The following is a 19,738-nucleotide window of genomic DNA, read 5'->3' as shown; positions in this document are numbered from 1 at the left end:
GTTTGTCAAGCCATTTCTAAAAAAATTCTATTGACAACAGGTGACGATCCTGATAAAAATTACCCATTCGAGATGGCGCCCGTAGCTCAGTTGGATAGAGCGCCGGGCTTCGAACCCGTAGGTCGCAGGTTCGAGTCCTGCCGGGCGCGCCATTTACATACATCCAGCGAAACCCTGGGGCCTGTAGCTCAGTTGGCAGAGCAGTTGACTCTTAATCAATTGGTCGAAGGTTCGAGCCCTTCCAGGCCCACCAATCAAATTAAGGACTTATGGCATATCGCCAAAAGTCCTTTTATTTTGCCGGTTGGGTCAGATGGGATTCATTTCCAGGGCTAAAACGCAAAATGAGCCGCCCTACATCGGGAATCTATGACGGATTGAAGAGAAATTCAATATAAAAGATAACACACATCGACGATGATCATTCAGCGGGAGAACGAAAAGCCTTTAGAACGCTTCTTTTATTTGCCCTTTTTTATGGATCCCATAAACCGTACGCCGAACCCGCACAGCAGGATGAGAACGACTACTGCAGTGATCACCTCTGGAACCATTCTCCGTCTCCTTCACAAAAGCATTGCAAATTCGCTTCATCGAATTGTCTATATCCTGTATATCGGCAGATTTTTTAATTTTTGCACTTTTTTTTTGACGCATGATCGGATTTTTCAGGGTATCCCCCGAAAGTTCCGAAGAGACCTGCCTAACGGGGATGTAAGCGCGGGCTTGACCCATACGGAATTACCTTCCCGGCATATTTGGCAGTGCCTGAACGAAAATCACGCCTTGGCGTGATTCAGGCACAATTGCGAACTGAGGAATTCCGAATTGATGGAATAGAGTTGAAATTAATAAAACCAAGTTTTCGATTCCATCCTTTTTGGATTTCCGGGTTTTCGTTCAGACACTATTTAAGAGAAGTTACAGACCTATGGGAATAAGACTGGAGGTTCGAAATGGAAGTGTGGAGAATGAAGTCGAAGACGATTCTAATGATACTGTTACTGGTGCTGACCCTCTGCATGACATCCTGCTCGGAATTACGTTCGGAATTTGATCCCCACGCATGGCGATACCAGCCGTACAGGGATATGCCCCCAAGCTGGGAGAGCGACATCGGGCGCCCCGGTCCTGAATATAGCGGAGAGGATATGTTCGGAGATTCGTGGTAATCCCGGTCAGTCATGTCGAGCTTCGGGGATCGGCCTGGCAGACGGTATGATTAACAGGAGCCGCCTTATGGCCAACCCCTTCTGACGGCGAATACAGAGGTGTTGTTCACCGGTGGTTCCGGCCGGACCCTTCCGCACTCCCTGAATTCCGGAGGAAGATCAAAGGCAGACGCCACATCAAAGAGCCGGCGCAGGCCCTTTTCATAGATCCGATACGAAATCATCTGGCCCGGCGCAAGGATCCCTGCAAGATGGTCGAATATCTCTGCCTTCGGCAGGGCATCGGCCCCTATCATGACGAGGCTGCACGGTTCCCTCAAGGGGAGCGAAAAGTGGTTTTCACAAAGGATCTGGATGTGATGCCTCAGCCCCAGCTTGTTGATCACTCCTCTTGAAAGCGCGGCACGTCCCTCTTCCTGTTCTAACCCAACCCCTTCGATACCGTACTGTCTCGAAAGGCAGATAAGGCTCAACGGGAGCGGGCCGCTCCCTAAAAAGACCACCCTGTCCCCGGCATGAAGCCCCGCCCCCCCATATTCCATCCGGGCCAGGGCCTGGTAATTGGGGTAGTAGACGAATTGTTGGAGAGCGGCCCATGGGTCAGCATCGGACATTATCGATCTTGCGCACCGGATCTCCAGACGCAGACCGTTTTGTCGCTTCAGCCCGGAAATGCGCGCAATGGCAGGTTTAAGATCACCATCCGTAACGAGCCTCCGGACCACGTGATCCGGCACAGGGGCTGCGGCCAGGCGGTTGAGTCTTTCAAGATAAACGTCATAGATCTCATGGGGCGCCTTTTCAATCTTGTCCTTGGCCAGCCCCTGAAGTGCGGCATCCACTTGAAGAAGTTCCTTCTTGATGACCTGGAATTCAGAATCCATCACCTCGCCAACTCGGCAAAGATCGTGGTGTTGTTGACCCGGCCCGTGGGAAACACCTTCTTGATTGTGCGGAAACCCGTCACATCATCGGCGGTTACCGGCGCGTGCAGTACAGCCCTCATTCCGGTATAGGTCCTGTAAATGACGGGGATGTTCCTGTCTTTTTCTATCAGAATGCCTCTCAGATGTTGAAAGATCCTCTCTTTCGGTTCTGCCAGGGCTGCAACCAGAACCGCGTTCCACTCCAGGTCCCTGAGCAGGAAATCATCTCCATGAACGATTTCAATGTCTTTCTCCAGGCCCAGAGATCGAATCACTTCCCTGCCCAGGCCCATGCTCTCCCCGGCCGACTCCAGGCCCAGGGATCGCGTCTGGTAGAAACGGTTCATGAGGATCAGACTCATGGGTACCGGGCCGCAGCCGACAAAGGCTATCCTACGGCCGGCCAGGCCGGGCAGGGTCTCCACCTGCGTCCTGATCAGGGACTCGTATCGGGGATAGAGGGGAAACTTGCCAAGGGTCTCCCAGGGATCTTGGGAGGCGATCAGCTGTTTTGCCAGGTGCATCTCGTGAATGGAAAAAAAGGTGGTATAATAGGACCGGATTAACGGGAGCACGGCCTTGATCTCCGCTCCTTCCAGGATCAGATGGGCAAGGTGCGCACCCACCTCGAGGTGGGCCAGATCATCCAGAAGCTGGTATAGCTGGTAGAGTTCGTCCGGGGCCAGCCTTTCAAGCATCTCCCGGGTATATTTCCGGATCCTCTCGGCAAAGGCCAGGACATGGGGTTGGATGATATTAAGACTGTTTTGACAGTCTTTGCAGCAACCTAAGAAATCATGTTCCTTGAGTTCGTGCTCGTGAAAATAATTGATATCATGCATGGGGCGGCGTCCTCACTGAGGCCGGAACAGTCCCTGGAAGATTCAGAGGCCCGGGCATCTGGAGAATCAGGGTATCACCATTTTCTCCCCTCGACAATAAAAAACCCGGAAAGCGCAAGCGCACATCGGCCGGACGTTAACGGATCTCCCAGAGCTGCGCACGTTTCCCATGGCTCGGGCCTTTAAGCTCTTGTCTGTAACTTCTCTGCAAGTGCGAAGAAGTTTGCCCTTGGGCGTCCAGAAAGCTTCTGGGACTTAGGTGGAACCCATTTGATTGCGGCCGTAAGGCCGCCTTTGGGGTTCTTTTTTACCGATTGCCTGCATCGATATTATGCGCTACGATTATAAGATAAACGGATAGAGAGAAAGATCATGCCCAGACCTTAAGGATATCATCCCAAGGAGAACAATATGTTTTTGAAAACCCTTACGGAAGAAGATAAAGATGGCACTGCGTAAAGGCGATATCATCGCGCTCACCATAGATGGGATGGCCTATGGCGGGAGGGGACTCGGCCGGTCGGACGGGCTTGTCGTCTTTGTTCAGGGCGGGGTGCCGGGCGATCGAATAACAGCCAGGATCTATAAGAAAAAGCGGGATTATGCCGAGGCGGGCATGGTGGAACTTCTCTTCCCCTCTCCGGACCGGGTGACGGCCCCCTGCCCCTATTTCGGATACTGCGGCGGGTGCCAGTGGCAGCAGGTGGCCTATGAAAAGCAGTTGATTTATAAGAGGGATCACGTGACGGAGGCCCTTGAGCATATCGGGGGCCTGAAGCAGGTGACCGTTCATCCTGCCCTCCCTTCTGAAAAGAGATTCGCTTACAGAAACAAGATGGAATTCACATTCTCCGACCGGCGATGGTATCTCCCCCATGAGCTGGATCGGCGGAAACCAGAAGGTGATTTCGCCTTGGGTCTTCATGTGCCCGGGGCCTTTCAGAAGGTCATTGATATTGAGGCGTGTCTCCTTCAGCAGGATATGGGCAACCGGATCATGGACCTGGTGAGGCAGTACGCCAGGGACTCCGGGATCCCGGTATATGGTCTCAAGACCCATCAGGGGTTCTGGCGTTACCTGACGATCCGCTATTCCGAAGCATGGAATGAGTGGATGGTCAATATCGTCACATCGGAAGAGCGGCAGGATCTGGTTCAGCCCCTGGCCGATCTTATGACCGATAGGTTTGAAAGGGTTGCCACCGTGGTCAACAACATCAACAGCCGGGGGGCATCCATCGCCGTCGGTGAGCGCGAAACCGTCCTCTTCGGGGATGGATATATCAATGACAAAATAGGCCCTTTTAATTTCAGAATCTCGGCCAACTCCTTTTTTCAGACCAATTCCAGGGGAGCCGAACGGTTGTATGAAACCGTGGTCCGTTATGCAGACCTGAAGGGATCTGAATCAGTGCTTGACCTGTATAGCGGCACCGGAACCATCCCCCTTTTCCTGGCCCACAGGGTCCGGGACGTCACCGGCATTGAGATCAACAGGAGCGCCACATCGGATGCTGAAATGAACGCCCGTGAGAACGGCATTACCAACTGTCGCTTCCTATGCGGGGACATCAGAGAAAAGTTAAGGGAAATATCAGCTTCGCCGGACCTCCTCATCATCGATCCGCCCCGGGCAGGCATGCACAAAGACGTACTGGCACAGGTCATGACGTTATCGCCGGAAAAAATTGTCTATATCTCATGCAATCCGGCGACATTGGCCAGGGACCTGGCCGTGATGGCCGCTTCCTACGATGTACAGGAAATCCAGCCGGTTGACATGTTTCCCCACACCTATCATATTGAAGCCGTTGCCAGGCTGGTGCTCCGGAGAGGATAGAGAATGGGGGTTTCTCATGGATGGAAAGCAGTTGGACGATCGTTCATAATCCCCTATCATCGGGATGCGCGGGAACCCTTTTTCAGTAGCGGTAATGGATAATCCACAGGGGCTGGCGGTTTAACGATGCACTGAAAAAAATGACAAAAGAAAAAGATTGACAACGACCCATTCAATCAATATTATTAAACGGTTTCAAGTAAGTTTCTATAAAATCAGGAAGGCAAAGGGGGTGAATTTTAAATGATCGGGAGTCTACCGTCCGAGAAGAATGCCATAAAGGCTTCCGGTCTCAATCAATTCATGATAACCCCCGGAATCTATGAGTGCTTCCAACCCCTTTTTATTACTAACAGAGAGGTATCATCAGATGTTCTTATGACCGTCGCATGATACGCCCGCCACACCGGCGGATTTTGGTTTTTAGGCAGGGAAAAGCATCTCAGGTACGACCGAGGTGCTTTTTTTTATTTCCGGATAACATCAAAGCCCGCACCACGACCCATATTAGGGTGTTGCGGGACAATCCAAATACAGAAAGGGTGCGCAAATTATGAAAGTAGTGGTTCGCGACAATCAGATCGAAAAGGCAATCAAAGACCTTAAACGAAAATTGACCAAAGAGGGGTTCTTTTCCGAGATCAAGGAGAGGCGGTTTTATGACAAACCCAGCGTCCAGAAGAAGAAAAAACAGGCCAAGGCGGCCAAGAGACGCCGCAAACGGGTCAAGCGCTTCTAGCCTCTGAATCCCAATTCCCGGGGACATTGTTTTTCCCTTGACAAAGCGCGGAGCAGTTAGGTAAATACGCAACAGCTGTTGGCCCCTTAGTCATTAACCTTAAACCCGATGTAAGAGGCTTAACAATCATGAAAAATCCAGCGAATTCCTCCAAAAGGCCTTCTCAAAGTGGGGGCACCTCTTCTCCTGCCGGTTTTTTCCCAAAATGGTTGAATATTAACGTTGCGATTCAGGATGTCAGCTTCTTTCTCATCGGGCTGATTGCAGCGTTGATTGTGGGGTGGGTCATCTTTCCCCAGGTGCTCTATTCCAAGCAGGCCCAACCCATCAATTTCAATCATGCGCTGCATCTGAACCCGGATATCGGTATAGAGGGCGAAACAAAAAAAGATCAGTGCTTGTACTGTCATGAGTTCCGCGAAGACGGGACTTTCGTCGGCATCCCGAAACTCGGGAAGTGCACCGAATGTCATGACGACCCTGAATCCCCCCTTGGAGAAACCCCGGAAGAAAAAGACTTCTTGAAACGATATGTCGAAACTGAAGAACAGATCCCCTGGCTCGTCTATTCACAACAGCCCGACTGCGTCTACTTCAGCCATATCGCTCACGTCAAAATGGGGGAGGTTGCATGCGACACCTGTCACGGGGACTTTGCCGACAATAAAAAACTTCCCTTGTATTTTGAAAACCGGTTGACCGGGTACAGCAGGGATATCTGGGGTAAACGCATCTCCGGTTTCTATTGGAACAAAAAGCCGTCGGATCGTATGAAGATGGATGACTGCGCCGAGTGCCACACCAAGATGGGACAGGAACAGAACAACGCCTGTTTTGTATGTCATAAATAAGGGGAAGATGACTATGAAATTAACCAGAAGAAACTTCATCGCATCTGTCGTCGGCGGGGTGGTGGGCATCCAGGTAACCCCGCTTCCCTGGAAGTTTACGGATGATGTTGCCATATGGACCCAGAACTGGTCGTGGGTGCCTGATCCGCCGACCGGCGAATTCTCCGAGGTCAATTCTGTATGCACCCTGTGCCCCGGGGGCTGCGGCATTTCAGTGCGAAAGGTGGAAGACCGGGCCGTAAAGATTGAGGGCCGGTCAGACTATCCTGTCAACTCCGGCAGCATCTGCCCGGTCGGCATGGGCGGGCTGCAACTGCTCTACGATGAGTCTCTGAGGTTTACCGGACCCATGAAGCGGGTGGGGATGAGAGGCTCGGGTGAATTTCAAAGGATCAGCTGGAAGGAGGCCTTTGATATGGCCGCCGGCAGGATCTCCGCCCTACGGAAGGCGGGGAGGCCGGAGTCGATTGCCGCTGTGGACGGTAACCGTGAGGGAACCACCGTATCGGTCCTGATCGAACGTCTCATGCAGGCCGTGGGCAGCCCCAATCACGTCAGACCCCCCTCTGTGTCCGACATGTATCGGATGGGGAATATCGTAATGCAGGGGAGAGATGCGCCCATTGCGTATGATCTTGAAAATTCCGATTTTATCTTGAGTTTCGGCTGCGGCCTCCTGGAGGGCTGGGGAGCGCCCGGCAGGATAATGAATGCATGGGGCATGTGGCATGACGCCAACCCGGCAGAGCAGAAGGCCCGGATTGTTCAGGTGGAGTCCCGCGCATCCAACACCGCGTCAAAGGCGGACCTGTGGGTGGCGCCGAACCCTGGAACCGATACTGCGTTGGCCCTGGGGCTCGCCCATGTGATCATCAGATCAGGAAGGTATGACAAGGGGTTTTTGTCCGAGCACACCTTTGGATTCGACGACTGGCAGTCGCTGGATGGGATGGTTCGAACCGGTTTCAAGACGATGGTTCTCAAAGACTATTCTCCTGAGCAGGTCTCCCGAATTACCGGACTCAAGCCGGGCGTGATCGTGAAACTGGCTGCAAAATTTATGGGTGCCAAGGCCCCCGTCGCCATTTATGGAAAAGACAAGAATGAACTGAACGGCAGCCTGTATGGGTTTATGGCCGTTCAAAGCCTGAACGCCCTTGCAGGGAGGATCAATCGACCGGGGGGGGTACTTCTGCCTGACCCGCTTCCCCTGAGCCCCCTGCCTGAGGTTGCCCCGGATCATATCGCGAGGGAGGGTCTCAAGAAGCCGAGACTCGATCAGGCGGGCACCAAAAAGTATCCATTCACCCACAGTCTGATCCATAAATTTGCAGATGCCATCAACCGCAGTCCCAGATCACCGATCGACACACTCCTGGTATTCTCGGCCAATCCCGCATTTACCCTCCCTGACGCGGGCAGCTTCAGGCGTGCACTGACAAAGATTCCATTTATCATCAGTTTCTCCCCCTATCGGGATGAGACAGCCAATATGGCTGACCTGATTCTTCCGGACTGCACCTATCTCGAGAAAATGGATGACATTGTGTGGCCTGTGGGGCTGCAATATCCCTCCTACGGTGTATTAAAACCGGTGGTCAAGCCCATTTACGACACACGAAACAGCGGGGATACCATTATGGCGCTGGCCAATGCGATCGCTGAATCGGTCGGCTCGGCCTTTCCATGGAAAAGCTTCGAGGATGTATTGAAAGAGCGGGCAAAAGGGCTTTTTGATGCGGGCGGCGGATTAACCGCCTTTAATGCCAAGTCGCCCGCCTGGAAATACCCGGCTGCGGGAAAACAGGCCGAATCGGACCATAAATCCTTTGACGACATGTGGAAGAAGCTGGTTCGCGGAGGCATCTGGTATCGTCCGGTAGGCCAGCCGAGAGACTGGTCAGGGCTTTTCAAAACCCCCAGCGGCCGGTTCGAATTTTACAGTCAGCACATCGAACAGGCGATCCGGGGCGGCTCGGCCAAGGATATGGGGATTGCGATCCGGGGTGACGAGGCCTGCATGGCCCATTATGCCGCCGCAAAAGGAGACGATCGCTCTGCCTATCCGCTGACCATGCTCCCATATGGGATGATCAATCTGGCCAGTGGGTGGATACCGAGCCCGCCGTTCCTGTACAAGACCATTTTTGACCACCAGCTCTTGAAGGATATGTCTTTTGCCGCGATCAATCCGAAAACCGCTGCAAAATACGGTTTCAAACAGGGCGATCTGGTGACTGTCCAATCTCCTGTCGGAGAGGTGCGGGCCCGCGTGGATATCTTTGAAGGGGCCATGCCCGGTATTGTGTACATGCCCTTAGGTTTCGGACACACCGGCTACGACGAATTCCTGAAGGGAAAGGGGGTGAATCCCCATGCCGTTGTCCAGGCAGGGGAAGACCCTGTCAGCGGCTATCCGATCTGGTGGAATACGCCGGTGAAGCTGGTGAAGGCGTGATGATGGATACGGGGGACAGCCGATTTGGTAAATCCCGTCTTCAAGAGGTACCGGATATTCGGTATCCGTGGCGTATTTCATTTCCGTGTTTTATACGAGTCTTGTTGACGTCTTTCAATTCCAAATTTCGAGTTTCAAGTTTCATATGAGTGAGGTAACTCATGAAAAAAGAAAATGACCAGGGGAAAGTCGACCAAAAATATGGCATGGTCATCGATCTTGACAAGTGCACCGGGTGTGGGACATGCATGGTTGCCTGTGCGGCCGAAAACAATGTTTCCGTAAGGCCGGACCAGTCAGACAAGGAACGCACCATAACCTGGATGCGTCTTTACAAGATTACCAATGGAAAAGAGTTCCCCGATTCCGAGGTCAGCTATTTCCCCAGACCCTGCATGCAATGCGATCACCACCCCCCATGTGTTTCGGTATGTGTGTCGACCGCTACGAGACTGGACACCCACACCGGTATTGTCAGTCAGATATATACCCGATGTATCGGTTGCCGGTACTGCCAGGCGGCGTGCCCTTACGGCGTCAGATATTTTAACTGGTGGGACACCTATTTTCCAAAAGACAAGGGCCTGGAACGGTACCTCTCTCCTGAGGTGTCGCCCCGCATGCGGGGGGTGGTGGAAAAATGCACGTTCTGCCATCACCGGCTGATGCGGGCAAAAGAGCAGGCCTATGCCGAAGACAGGCGGGAGATTGAAGAAGAGGAGTATCAGACCGCCTGCACCCAGGCCTGTCCGGCCAACGCCATCACTTTCGGAGATCTTAACAATCCCGAACACGAGGTTTCCAAGCTCAGCAAGCACCCGTTCGCCTTCAGACTCTTGGAACGGCTCGGTACAGAACCCAAGGTCTACTATCTTTCCAGCAGGGATTGGGTCCGCAAATTAGGCGACAACTTCCTGCCCGGTGAATACCAGCCCGTGGTCAATAAAACCTGGGCAAACCAAAACTGGTCCACCAAGCCGGGACGCGATACGTTTAGTCTTTAGATGTCAGGAGGATGCGTAATGGATTCCCCATTGTTACCGCAAGGAGTTAAGAGATGTTCGACATGGGCCTTTTTCTTCTGGACCCTGCCGTGGTTGGCCCTCTTGGCGTGGGGCGGCCTCTCCGCCTTTCTCTGTCTCTGGAAAGGCTTGAACCAGACAAACATGAGCAATGTCTTTGCATTTGCTCTCTGGATCGTATTTGATCTGGCCGTGATCGCGCTTGGCGCAGGCGCCTTTTTTACCGGATTTCTGACCTATATCATCGGAAAAAAGGAATTGAAAAATATCATTAACACCGCGGTGATCATCGGCTTCATCTGTTATTCAGGCGCCATGGCCATGCTGGGGATCGACATCGGCCAGCCGATCAGGGGATGGTTCATCTTCTGGCATGCCAATATCCACTCCATGTTGGTGGAGGTGTCTTTCTGCATCACCTGCTATCTGATGGTCTTGGCCATCGAATTCATCCCCATCATTCTGGAAAACCGGAAGCTGGAAGAAATCAAGGAACTCAGGCTGTTCGGACATAACCTCCATGAAATCATGGCTGTCTTCGCCGCAACCGGCACCTTTCTGTCGTTCTTTCACCAAGGATCTTTGGGCGGCATGTTCGGCGTCATGTATGCCAGGCCCTTTGCCGCCAGGGAAGGCTTTTATATCTGGCCATGGACCTTTTTTCTGTTTGTGCTTTCCGCCATTGCCTGCGGTCCCCTCTTCACCATCCTCTGCACCAAGTTGACCGAATTCCTAACCCGCAAAAAATTGGTACCTGACAGCGCCATTCAGCTCCTGGCAAAGATCTCGGCATGGCTTCTTTCACTCTATATTGTACTCAAAATATTTGATTACTTAGGCTGGATCTACGGTATTGTTCCGCGGGCGGGCCTGACATTCGAAAGCTTTTTCAGAGAAGGGCCGTACGGCATGTGGCTGGTGGTGCTGGAAATGGTATTCTGCGGTATTCTCCCCGCCATCATTCTCATGGTCCCCCAGGGGAGGAAAAACCAGGCCTGGCTCATTTTTGCCGCCTTGTTGACCTGCACCGGAATCGTATTGAACCGCTTTCTGTTTATTGTTGTCACTCTGGCCGTGCCTGTCATGCCGTTTGACAGATTCTGGAGTTATCTCCCCACGTGGCAGGAATGGGGCATCGGACTGGCCGTTGTGGGATACGGCTTCCTGGTCTTCTCATTGGCTTACAGGTACCTACCCGTGTTTCCCAAGGAAAGGGAGTTGAATCCCGTCCCGGAATCATAAAAACTCAGAATAAGGGCCGGCCCTTATAAGGAGCGATACCATGACACCGTTTTCATTTGAATGGCAGTGGAACATTGAATATCTGATATTTTTCGGCCTTCTCTACATTGCGCTGGGCATTATTGGTGCCGGCATTACCGTTGCCGTGATAAAGACCGGGCTGCAGGCATTGGGGTTCATGCGGGAACGGCATTTCCATTAGAAGAAAGTTACCGGAGAGATTGAGGAATTCTGGAAGTGATCAGTCCGCAATTTCTCAACTCTCCCAATTCCGTCCACAAATCATCCCCGTACCATTTCCCAAAGCTCCAGGGCTGCGCAGTTTTTTACTGATGTCAATTCCTCAATTCCTGAAATTCCTCGATTCGATTTAGGCAACTCACAATTCCTTATTCATATCTGCAGCAAGCCATGCATATATTTCTCCTGATGTCATGCCTGACTGATTGACACCGACAAGGCCACCTGCTACCATGTTCGTCCGGTGGAAGATTAACATCATGCACCCATTCAATATCTGGAATCTTATATCACACCATGCCTGTTTACGAATATCAGGCCTTTGACAGGACAGGGAAAAACAAGAGCGGAATCATCGACGCCGACAGCCCGATGGCGGCACGCCAAAAGCTGAGGGGATCCGGTGTCTTCCCTATCGCACTAAAAGAAACATCGAGCGATCTTAAGGAAAAGGCACCCGGATATTCGCCCGTCTCAACCTTTTTCAAACGGGTCAAGCCCGGAGAAATTTCTGTCGCCACCCGGCAGCTGGCCATTTTGCTGGGTGCTGGAATCACTCTGGTCTCTTCCCTGGACGCGCTCATCTCCCAGGTTTCCAGCCCCCTTCTAAAGAAGATTCTGGCCCAGACAAAAGAGTCCGTGAATGAAGGAAACAGCCTGGCCGTTTCATTGGCCCAGCACCCGAAGATCTTTTCCGAGATCTATGTCAACATGGTGAAGGCGGGGGAGGAATCCGGTTCGCTCGACCTGGTTCTTCATCGTTTGGCAGAATTGACTGAGCATCAGCAGGCCCTGAGAGGACGGCTTAAGGCGGCCTTGGCATACCCGGTATTCATGATCTTTATTGGAGTCCTCGTACTTTTTTTCCTGATCACTTTCATCGTCCCCAACATCACCAAGATATTCGATGACATGCATCAGGTCCTCCCCCTTCCGACCCTGATACTCATCGGCGTCAGCAGTTTTTTCAAATCTTTCTGGTGGCTGGTGGCGGGTGGGGTTGCATTCGGATTTTTACTGATGAGAAGATTCATCCGGACGCCCGGGGGAAGACGTCTGTGGGACCGGATCAAACTGGGCGCCCCTTTGATCGGTTCACTCAATACCAAATCCGCAATGGCGCGGTTTTCCAGGACATTGGGCAGCCTGCTTCAGAACGGTGTCCCGCTTCTCTCCGCCCTCGGGATCGTCAGAAACATCGTCAACAACACGCGCATTGCCGAGGCTATCGATGACGCCATAGACGATATCCAGTCAGGGAGGGGACTTGCGGCTTCTCTTTCCAAGAGTCGTTGGTTCCCGCCTATCGCCATACAGATGATCTCAGCAGGAGAGCAAAGCGGGGAAGTGGAGGGGATGCTCAACAAGATTGCCGATATTTTTGAAGGGGAAGTGGAATCACAAGCCCTCGCCATGACCTCCATGCTCGAACCGGTCATGATTCTGGCTATGGGCGTCACCGTAGGGTTTGTGGTTATTTCCATCCTTCTTCCTATCTTTGAGATGAACCAGATGATACGGTGAGGCATTACATCAATCATAGAAGATCCTTGAATGTTACGCGAATAAGGTTCGGTGTTTGGCGGCTGTTCGCAAGTAAGGATATTGAGCCCTTTCTTTACTTCAACCGGCAGGTGTTTGGCATTTTAAGTTCCTGAATTCCTGGATCCATGTAAAAAGCGCTTTTGCATCGGCATCTCAATCGATATTGACATCTTGGTTATTCACGGACACTGATGGGAGGAAAAATTGTTTGAGCAAAAACGGGGTAACACGGGTTTTACCTTGATTGAACTGATGGTGGTCATCGTAATTCTTGGAATTCTGGCAGGTCTGATTATTCCCAGAATCATGGGACGGCCCGAAGAGGCCAGGCAGATGAAGGCCCAGGTACAGATCGAGAGCATAGAGACCGCGCTCAGGCTATACAAGCTGGATAGCGGGTCGTATCCTACCACCGACCAGGGGCTTCAGGCCCTTGTGGAGGCCCCCACAGTGGGAGAACTTCCAAGGGCCTGGCGCGAGGGGGGGTATCTGGAAAAGGGAAAGGTCCCCAGGGATCCCTGGGGCAATGAATATGTCTATCTGAGCCCCGGCGTCCACGGGGAATACGATCTTTCTTCATTTGGCGCCGACGGGCAACCGGGTGGGGAAGGCAAGGACAAGGATATAAATAGCTGGGAACTGGATTAGTGGGGCGGAGAAAAGGGATCGGGGGGCGGATATCGGAATGACCGTCCAGAACCCCTCTACAGAGGAGGGCCGGTGATGTTTCCCGGCAACAAAGGGTATACCCTTATCGAACTCGTTGTGGTGATTGTCATGATCGGCATCGTCCTCACCTTCGCTGCCCCCCGATTGAATAATGCCCTTCTCAACGACCCGCTGAAGAGCGTTGCCCGCAAGATGATCGGCATGATCCACGATTTGAGAAACGAGGCCGTTCGGGAACAACAGGCCTACACGCTCCATTTGGATCTGAATTCCAATAAATGCTGGACAACCTGGGCCTCAATGACCCTTGAGGAACAGGCGTTGGCCCGGGAACAGGCGCCCTCCCTCCCCAGGAATGTGCGTATCCGGGATGTCTGGATAAAGGGGGAAGGGAAGATCGTCGAAGGAGAGGCCCCCCTCCTGTTTACGCCAAAGGGATATACCCGGATGTCGGCCGTCCACCTCCGTTCGCAGGACAGCAGGGAAATCACCCTGGAGCTGAATCCTTTCATAAGCAAGATAAACATCCTTGATAAATATGTGGAGTTTGATTGAGGGTTGAGAAATTGAAAGATTCAGGGATTCAGGGATTGGGGGATTGGGGGAGTCGTGCGCTGCCGAATCTCAAATTTCAGCGCTCACCCGGCTTCACCCTTCTGGAGGTGATGATCGCCCTGGCCGTTATCTCGATTGCCCTCATGGCGCTTCTCGGCTCCCAGTCGCAGGGTCTCTTCCTGGCCAACGAATCGCGATTCAACACCACTGCCAGCCTCCTGGCCCAGGGGAAAATGGCCGAGATCGAAACCATTACGGATCATCAGGACCTGGCCCCTGATTCCGGAAATTTCGGTGATGAATTTCCTGATTACGCCTGGCAGGTGTCCATAGATAACGTCTCATTTGAAGGGGCAGGTAAGATCTCGGAACGTCTCAAACAAATCGATCTGGAGGTCCGTTTTTTACCGGACAACCGTTATCGCTATCGACTCAGGTTGTACCGGTTTTTTCCATAGGCGGCCACTGCCTGAATTTTGAGAAGGGATGATAAGGGATCTTCTGCAGTCTAAAGAAGTGGATGGGCCAAAAATTCTTCGGTGCAAGAGGCGTCCATGGCCCGACCCGTCATCGGTAACCGGTATCGGGAATCCGGCAACCCGTATTTTTGTGTGCATATGAAAAGAATTGGAACCGCAGAAAACCCGAACTCGGCAGGGGGATTCACCCTTCTGGAGATCCTCATCGCCGTATTCCTATTCGCCCTCATTATCTCTGCCGTCCTTACGGCGTATAGAGGGACCTTGAACATTATTGATGAGACCGAATCCCAGGAGGACATATACCAGATGGCCCGGATTGCCATGGCTCGGGTCACCGGGGATCTGGAATCGGCCTATTCTCCTGAAACATTCCAGCCTTCGGAAACAGGGGAGGAAACCTCCGAACCCTCTCTCTTTAAAGGAGAGAAAAAGTACATAGAAGGTCTTCGTTGCGGAGAGCTGCGGTTTATCTCCCTTGCACATCTGACCTTTTCAGATAAAAAATCGCTCACTGAATCTGCCGAAATCGCCTATTATGGGAAGACAGGCACTGACAAGGATGTTTTGGACCTGTACCGCTCAGATACATCGCCCACCCGTGAAAGGCCCGAGCCCGGTACCGGCGGGCTGCTCCTGTGCAAAGGACTTTCATCAATCGATTTCATCTACTACGATTCAGAAGGCGAACCCCACGAAAACTGGGATTCGGATGAAGGCCCCTCAAAGGGAAGACTCCCTTCGAGGGTGTCGATCCTGATGGAATTCCCAAACCGGAAGGACCCGGAGCGGCCCTTCAGATTCATGTCCGCCATGGCAATTCCGATGGGGGGATAGCCTGATCCCAGGTCGAACCGGGGCCAGTCTGATATGGCGCTTGAGGGCGACAAAACGCCGGCAGTCCTGTTCTCTTGAGTTTCACTCCGTTTTAATGGTTGCGGCCGGAAAAGATAACGGCTCACCGTAGCGCCCGCACCGGATCGATGCGATGACCACACGAAGAATTTCAGATGCCGATCTTGGATTCCAAACGCATGAGATGAAGGCATGGCAACAATAACAGAAAGCACTTATTCACCAACCGGTAGTCAATGACATCGATGCTCGATAACAACAGGGGCTTTGCCTTGATCCTCACGATTCTAATCATCAGCCTTCTCGTCGTGGTAACGCTCCAGTTCAATCGGACCATGTGGGCTGGCCTGTATTCATCCGCAAATCTCCGTGACGGCATCAGGCTCGGTCTTATTGCCCGGTCCGGCACACATTGCGCCATGGCGGTTCTCTCGGAAGATGCGTCTTCCAGCAGTTCGGACTCCCTCCAGGAGGCCTGGGCGCGATCAAAAGAGCTTTCCCTCAATTCTGTTGAGATGTTTGAGCAGGGCCGTTTTCAGGTGGAGATATCCGATCTTTCGGGAAAAATATGCATCAACCGGCTGGTCAATGAAAATGGAGAATACAATGAACCCCGGAAAATGCTCCTTACCAGATTCTTGGGCCTGGAACGGTTCGGGCTGGAACCGGAAGCTGTCGGAAATCTCATCGATGCGATAAAAGACTGGATCGATGCAGACCATGAGGTGACGCGGTTCGGCGCGGAAAACGGTTATTACCAGTCCCTCGAACACCCCTATGCCTGTTGGAACAAACCGATGGACTCCCTGGGCCAGCTCCGCCATGTCAAGGGGATGACCGACGACCTTTTTTTTGGAAGCGCCGATGACGGTGCCGGCATCTCAGACAGCCTGACGGTTTACGGAGACGGCAGAATCAATATCAATACTGCCGGTCCCCTGGTCCTGCGCGCCCTTTCAGACGACATCGACACCGAGATGGTACATGACATGATGGCCTATCGTTTAGACACAGAAAATGATATGACCGATCCCGAATGGTATCGAAAAATCCCGGGGATGGGCCATGTAACCATCGATCCCGACCTGATCAAGACCTCGAGCGACTATTTTGAAATCAGATCTGCAGGGATGGCTGATACCGAGTCTATGAGCCGAGAGGTGACTTCGGTCGTCAAGAGGGGAGAGGGATCATCCATTCAGATCGTGGCATGGAAAGCGGAATAATGCACGGCAACATCACAGGGATAGACATAAGTACTGAACACATTACGGCCGTCCGGACGGCAAGCGGGCTGAAAGGGCGCCGGATCCTTGCATGTACCCGGGTTCCTGTGGCCGATGGGAGCCTGGAGGATGCCCTCAGATCTCTTGCCGGGTCCATGGACCTCAGGAATGACACATGCCTCGTCACTGTTCCGGAAGCGCATGTTTCTTTCAGGAACGTCCCCATGCCGTTCAAGGACGCGAGAAAAATCAGACAGGCCCTCCCCTTTGAAATGGAGAACATGCTCCCCTCTCCTGTGGAAGACCTGCTGATCGATTTCATCGCCACAGATCACCATGCCGAAAGCGGGGTTCTGGCCGCATTGGTCCGGAAGGAGTTTATCTCGGATTATCTTGAAGCGCTTCAGTCCATGGGGATCGATCCGGAAGTGTTGGAGGTGAGGGGAACCTCCCTGGCTTCCTGGATATTGAATCAGGCAGGGACCCCTGAGAATATCCTTGTATTGGAGATAGGAGCAAAGAGGTATTCCCTGATCCTCTGTTTGAATGGGCGGATCAGCCTGATCCGATCCTTTATTTCCGTATCGGTCCCTTCCCCGGAGAATATGGACTCCTTTTTCAGGTCCCTGTGCATCGCCGTCCAGAATACAGTACACGCATTTACTTCCCGAACAGGGATGCCTGATCGTCCGGAAAAGATATATTTTACCGGGGAAGGGGCACAAGACCCTATCTCTGGGGACCTGCTGAGCCGGTTTCTGGACATTCCGGCCGAACCGATTGACGTCAGCCAGGACAAAAAGATCAGAATGGAAGAAAACATCGCCCGGAACTGGTCCCCGGCCCTGATGAATGGCGCACTTTCCCTGGCCTTGCGCAATGCGGGGAAGGAGGGAGGATTCAATCTCAGGAGAGATGAATTCGGCACGGAAGGGCGGTATCAAAGTATCCGGAAGGCGATCCCGAAATTCGCCCTCTTTCTTTTCCTGATCCTTTCGTTCCTGGTCGCCGATATGGTAATCGACTACCATTTGCTGAAAAAGGAGTACCGGACGCTGGACCAGGAGATCACCACCATTTTCCGGCAAACCCTTCCCCAGGTAACCCGGATCGTCGATCCGGTCCAGCAGTTGAGGGTAAGTGTTGAGCAGATGAAACGCTCGTCCGCATCAGGCCCCGCTGCAGGGCCCGTGGATACGGTGCTGGAACTGTTGCGGGAGATCTCTAATCGCATCCCTCCATCCATCTCTGTTGAGGTCCACCGTATGGTGGTGGATCCTGAGACCATAAGGATCTCCGGAAGAACTGATGCATTCAACGAGGTGGACAGGATAAAAAACGACCTGGCCACAGCAAAGCGATTCGGTCCGGTAAATATCACATCAGCCAATCTGGACCATTCAGGGAACAAGATACAGTTTGAGATAACCATAGACCGTAAGCCATGAGGATTGAGAAATTAAGAAAATTGAGGAATTGAGAATGCCGGAATGCCGGAATTCGGTGATTGAGATCTGGGTCATCTGTTCGGCAGGAAATCTTTGAACCATGAGGTTAGGAAAAAGAGAAAAACTGTCTGTTTCCCTGGGCGCGGCCGCTATAGCCCTCTTTCTCGTCGTCCAGTTCGCTGTCTTCCCTTTTCTCGATAAACGGGAAGCCATGAAACGGGGCATTGAGGCAAAATGGCGCGGGCTAAAAGAAATCAGGCTGCTGAAGGCTGAATATGATGCCTACCAGAGGGGGGCTGAGGGGATCCAAAGCCGTCTTGAAAGGCGCGCAAAGGGCTTTACCCTGTTCTCTTTTCTGGGACAGGCGGCGGGCACGGCAGGGGTAAAGGCGCACATCAAGTATATGAAGCCTTCAGACTCCCCGGGAGACGGCCGGCTCAAGGAGTCAATGGTTGAGATGAAGCTCGACAGGATCAATTTAAAGCAACTGGTGGATTATCTCTATCTGATTGAGTCGCCGGAACACGTCGTCAGCATCAAGCGACTTTCCATCACGGATGCCAAGGGCGCCCCTGGATACCTGGATGCCGTCATGCAGGTAGTGACGGTTGTGGATTCATAGACAGAATTGACACGCGTCCCTTAACGTCAGGCCTTTCATACACTTTGGGCACTTCACATTCAGCCGCTTAACCGGGTAAACCGTACATGGGAAGGGTTTTCATAAAACAAGGAAAATGGATCGGATATGTGATCTACACCGTGCTTTTGACCATCGGGCTCTTGTATTACCGGTTTCCAGCCGATAAGATTGAGGCCTATCTGGTATCCGAGGCGGCCGGCACAGATCCCCCGATGGTTCTCTCTCTGAAGGAGGTTCGTCCCGGGTTTCCACCGGGTATCCATCTTATCGATGCAGGAATTTCATTAAGGGCGGCACCCCATCAGGATCTTCTGCGGGCCAGCAGCATTTCCATTACCCCGGCGGCGTGGTCTTTTCTATCCGGCACGCCTCGGTATTATTTCAAAGCGCACGCTTACACCGGCGACATGGAGGGTCATGTCGACTTTGGGCGATATGCAACAGATGCCCCCTTTGCAACCTCTCTCAGGCTTAAAGGTATTCATATCGGAGATCATCCCTATCTTGCGCCCCTTTTGGGCCGAAATGTATCCGGGGTTCTGGGTGGGGCGATTCATTATGCAGGGCAACAAAATAGACTTATTGACGGCGCGGGTCAGGGGACGATCGTCATCACTGATGGGAGCGTCAAGCTGCTGCAACCCGTTCTGGGTCTTGACACCCTGGATTTCCATCGGCTTTCCATGGAAATGGCCATGAAGGACCGAAAGCTCTCCCTGAATCGCGTCCATCTCGAGGGGAAAGTTGTCAAAGGAGAAATATCCGGTGCGATTACGCTGGATACCGATCTGTCCAGAAGCAGGCTTGACCTGAGGGGGACCATGGAACCGCTCGGCGGGCTCTTTGGAAATACGAAGGGAGATGCAGCCGCCTTGAATTTTCTCCGACAGGGGCTCAAGAAACTGAAGCGTTCCTTTGTAATTCAAGGCACGTTCATGAACCCGGTATTCAGGTTTATTTAAACGAAGAATTCAGGAATTGGGGGA

The 19,738-nt window shown here is 52.5% G+C and carries 19 protein-coding genes and 2 tRNA genes; 19 read left to right on the top strand and 2 right to left on the bottom strand.

Features of this window, described 5'->3' with window-relative positions:
* Window positions 1-75: 75 nt before the first annotated feature.
* From K9N21_07695 to K9N21_07685, 3 genes are all read left to right on the top strand, one after another.
* Window positions 76-152 (top strand) — tRNA-Arg (locus K9N21_07695).
* A gap of 25 nt (window positions 153-177) precedes the next feature.
* Window positions 178-253, top strand: a tRNA-Lys gene (locus tag K9N21_07690).
* A gap of 703 nt (window positions 254-956) precedes the next feature.
* Complete coding sequence (locus K9N21_07685) at window positions 957-1,172, top strand: hypothetical protein (GenBank protein ID MCF8143784.1); 216 nt, start codon at window positions 957-959, stop codon at window positions 1,170-1,172.
* Between the two features lie 65 nt (window positions 1,173-1,237).
* Here K9N21_07685 and K9N21_07680 read toward each other — a convergent pair whose 3' ends face one another.
* On the bottom strand, window positions 1,238-2,056 hold the full coding sequence (locus K9N21_07680; protein MCF8143783.1) for a methyltransferase: 819 nt from the start codon (window positions 2,054-2,056) through the stop codon (window positions 1,238-1,240).
* Window positions 2,056-2,940, bottom strand: a complete 885-nt coding sequence (locus K9N21_07675; protein MCF8143782.1) for a nicotianamine synthase — start codon at window positions 2,938-2,940, stop codon at window positions 2,056-2,058. The genes K9N21_07680 and K9N21_07675 overlap by 1 nt, the downstream gene beginning before the upstream one ends.
* A gap of 445 nt (window positions 2,941-3,385) precedes the next feature.
* On the opposite strand from K9N21_07675, the gene rlmD reads away from it, so the two are divergent.
* The 16 genes from rlmD to gspN all read left to right on the top strand — a co-directional run bounded on the left by rlmD (window position 3,386) and on the right by gspN (window position 19,714).
* Window positions 3,386-4,780, top strand: a complete 1,395-nt coding sequence (gene rlmD, locus K9N21_07670; protein ID MCF8143781.1) for a 23S rRNA (uracil(1939)-C(5))-methyltransferase RlmD — start codon at window positions 3,386-3,388, stop codon at window positions 4,778-4,780.
* A 553-nt stretch (window positions 4,781-5,333) separates the two neighbouring features.
* Entirely contained in the window at window positions 5,334-5,519 is a 186-nt protein-coding gene (rpsU, locus tag K9N21_07665; GenBank protein MCF8143780.1) for a 30S ribosomal protein S21, read from the top strand.
* A 209-nt stretch (window positions 5,520-5,728) separates the two neighbouring features.
* A complete protein-coding gene (locus K9N21_07660) occupies window positions 5,729-6,370 on the top strand; it encodes a cytochrome c family protein (GenBank protein MCF8143779.1) in 642 nt (213 codons plus the stop codon).
* Window positions 6,371-6,383: 13 nt separating this feature from the next.
* On the top strand, window positions 6,384-8,828 hold the full coding sequence (locus K9N21_07655) for a molybdopterin-dependent oxidoreductase (GenBank protein MCF8143778.1): 2,445 nt from the start codon (window positions 6,384-6,386) through the stop codon (window positions 8,826-8,828).
* A gap of 161 nt (window positions 8,829-8,989) precedes the next feature.
* On the top strand, window positions 8,990-9,832 hold the full coding sequence (locus K9N21_07650; GenBank protein ID MCF8143777.1) for a 4Fe-4S dicluster domain-containing protein: 843 nt from the start codon (window positions 8,990-8,992) through the stop codon (window positions 9,830-9,832).
* 18 nt (window positions 9,833-9,850) lie between these two features.
* Window positions 9,851-11,092 carry a polysulfide reductase NrfD gene (gene nrfD / locus K9N21_07645; protein ID MCF8143776.1) on the top strand — a complete coding sequence of 414 codons (1,242 nt, stop codon included), beginning with the start codon at window positions 9,851-9,853 and terminating at the stop codon, window positions 11,090-11,092.
* A gap of 40 nt (window positions 11,093-11,132) precedes the next feature.
* Window positions 11,133-11,294, top strand: coding sequence for a hypothetical protein (locus K9N21_07640; protein MCF8143775.1), 162 nt, complete (start codon window positions 11,133-11,135; stop codon window positions 11,292-11,294).
* Between the two features lie 335 nt (window positions 11,295-11,629).
* Complete coding sequence (gspF, locus tag K9N21_07635) at window positions 11,630-12,856, top strand: type II secretion system inner membrane protein GspF (protein MCF8143774.1); 1,227 nt, start codon at window positions 11,630-11,632, stop codon at window positions 12,854-12,856.
* Window positions 12,857-13,081: 225 nt separating this feature from the next.
* On the top strand, window positions 13,082-13,525 hold the full coding sequence (gene gspG / locus K9N21_07630) for a type II secretion system major pseudopilin GspG (protein ID MCF8143773.1): 444 nt from the start codon (window positions 13,082-13,084) through the stop codon (window positions 13,523-13,525).
* A gap of 75 nt (window positions 13,526-13,600) precedes the next feature.
* Window positions 13,601-14,101 carry a prepilin-type N-terminal cleavage/methylation domain-containing protein gene (locus K9N21_07625; GenBank protein ID MCF8143772.1) on the top strand — a complete coding sequence of 167 codons (501 nt, stop codon included), beginning with the start codon at window positions 13,601-13,603 and terminating at the stop codon, window positions 14,099-14,101.
* Window positions 14,098-14,559: a prepilin-type N-terminal cleavage/methylation domain-containing protein gene (locus K9N21_07620; GenBank protein MCF8143771.1), complete on the top strand. Its 462-nt coding sequence runs from the start codon at window positions 14,098-14,100 to the stop codon at window positions 14,557-14,559. Before K9N21_07625 ends, K9N21_07620 begins: the two co-directional genes overlap by 4 nt.
* Before the next feature lie 96 nt (window positions 14,560-14,655).
* On the top strand, window positions 14,656-15,417 hold the full coding sequence (locus K9N21_07615) for a prepilin-type N-terminal cleavage/methylation domain-containing protein (protein ID MCF8143770.1): 762 nt from the start codon (window positions 14,656-14,658) through the stop codon (window positions 15,415-15,417).
* Window positions 15,418-15,680: 263 nt separating this feature from the next.
* Window positions 15,681-16,661: a type II secretion system minor pseudopilin GspK gene (gspK, locus tag K9N21_07610; protein MCF8143769.1), complete on the top strand. Its 981-nt coding sequence runs from the start codon at window positions 15,681-15,683 to the stop codon at window positions 16,659-16,661.
* Window positions 16,661-18,109, top strand: coding sequence for a pilus assembly protein PilM (gene pilM, locus K9N21_07605; protein ID MCF8143768.1), 1,449 nt, complete (start codon window positions 16,661-16,663; stop codon window positions 18,107-18,109). The genes gspK and pilM overlap by 1 nt, the downstream gene beginning before the upstream one ends.
* 100 nt (window positions 18,110-18,209) lie before the next feature.
* A complete protein-coding gene (locus K9N21_07600; GenBank protein MCF8143767.1) occupies window positions 18,210-18,731 on the top strand; it encodes a hypothetical protein in 522 nt (173 codons plus the stop codon).
* Between the two features lie 86 nt (window positions 18,732-18,817).
* Window positions 18,818-19,714, top strand: a complete 897-nt coding sequence (gspN, locus tag K9N21_07595; GenBank protein MCF8143766.1) for a type II secretion system protein GspN — start codon at window positions 18,818-18,820, stop codon at window positions 19,712-19,714.
* The last annotated feature ends 24 nt before the right edge of the window (window positions 19,715-19,738 follow it).

Source organism: Deltaproteobacteria bacterium (assembly GCA_021737785.1).
Lineage (GTDB): Bacteria > Desulfobacterota > DSM-4660 > Desulfatiglandales > Desulfatiglandaceae > AUK324.
Note: the sequence above shows the minus strand (reverse complement) of the source record. Positions and strands in the feature narration are given on the sequence as shown.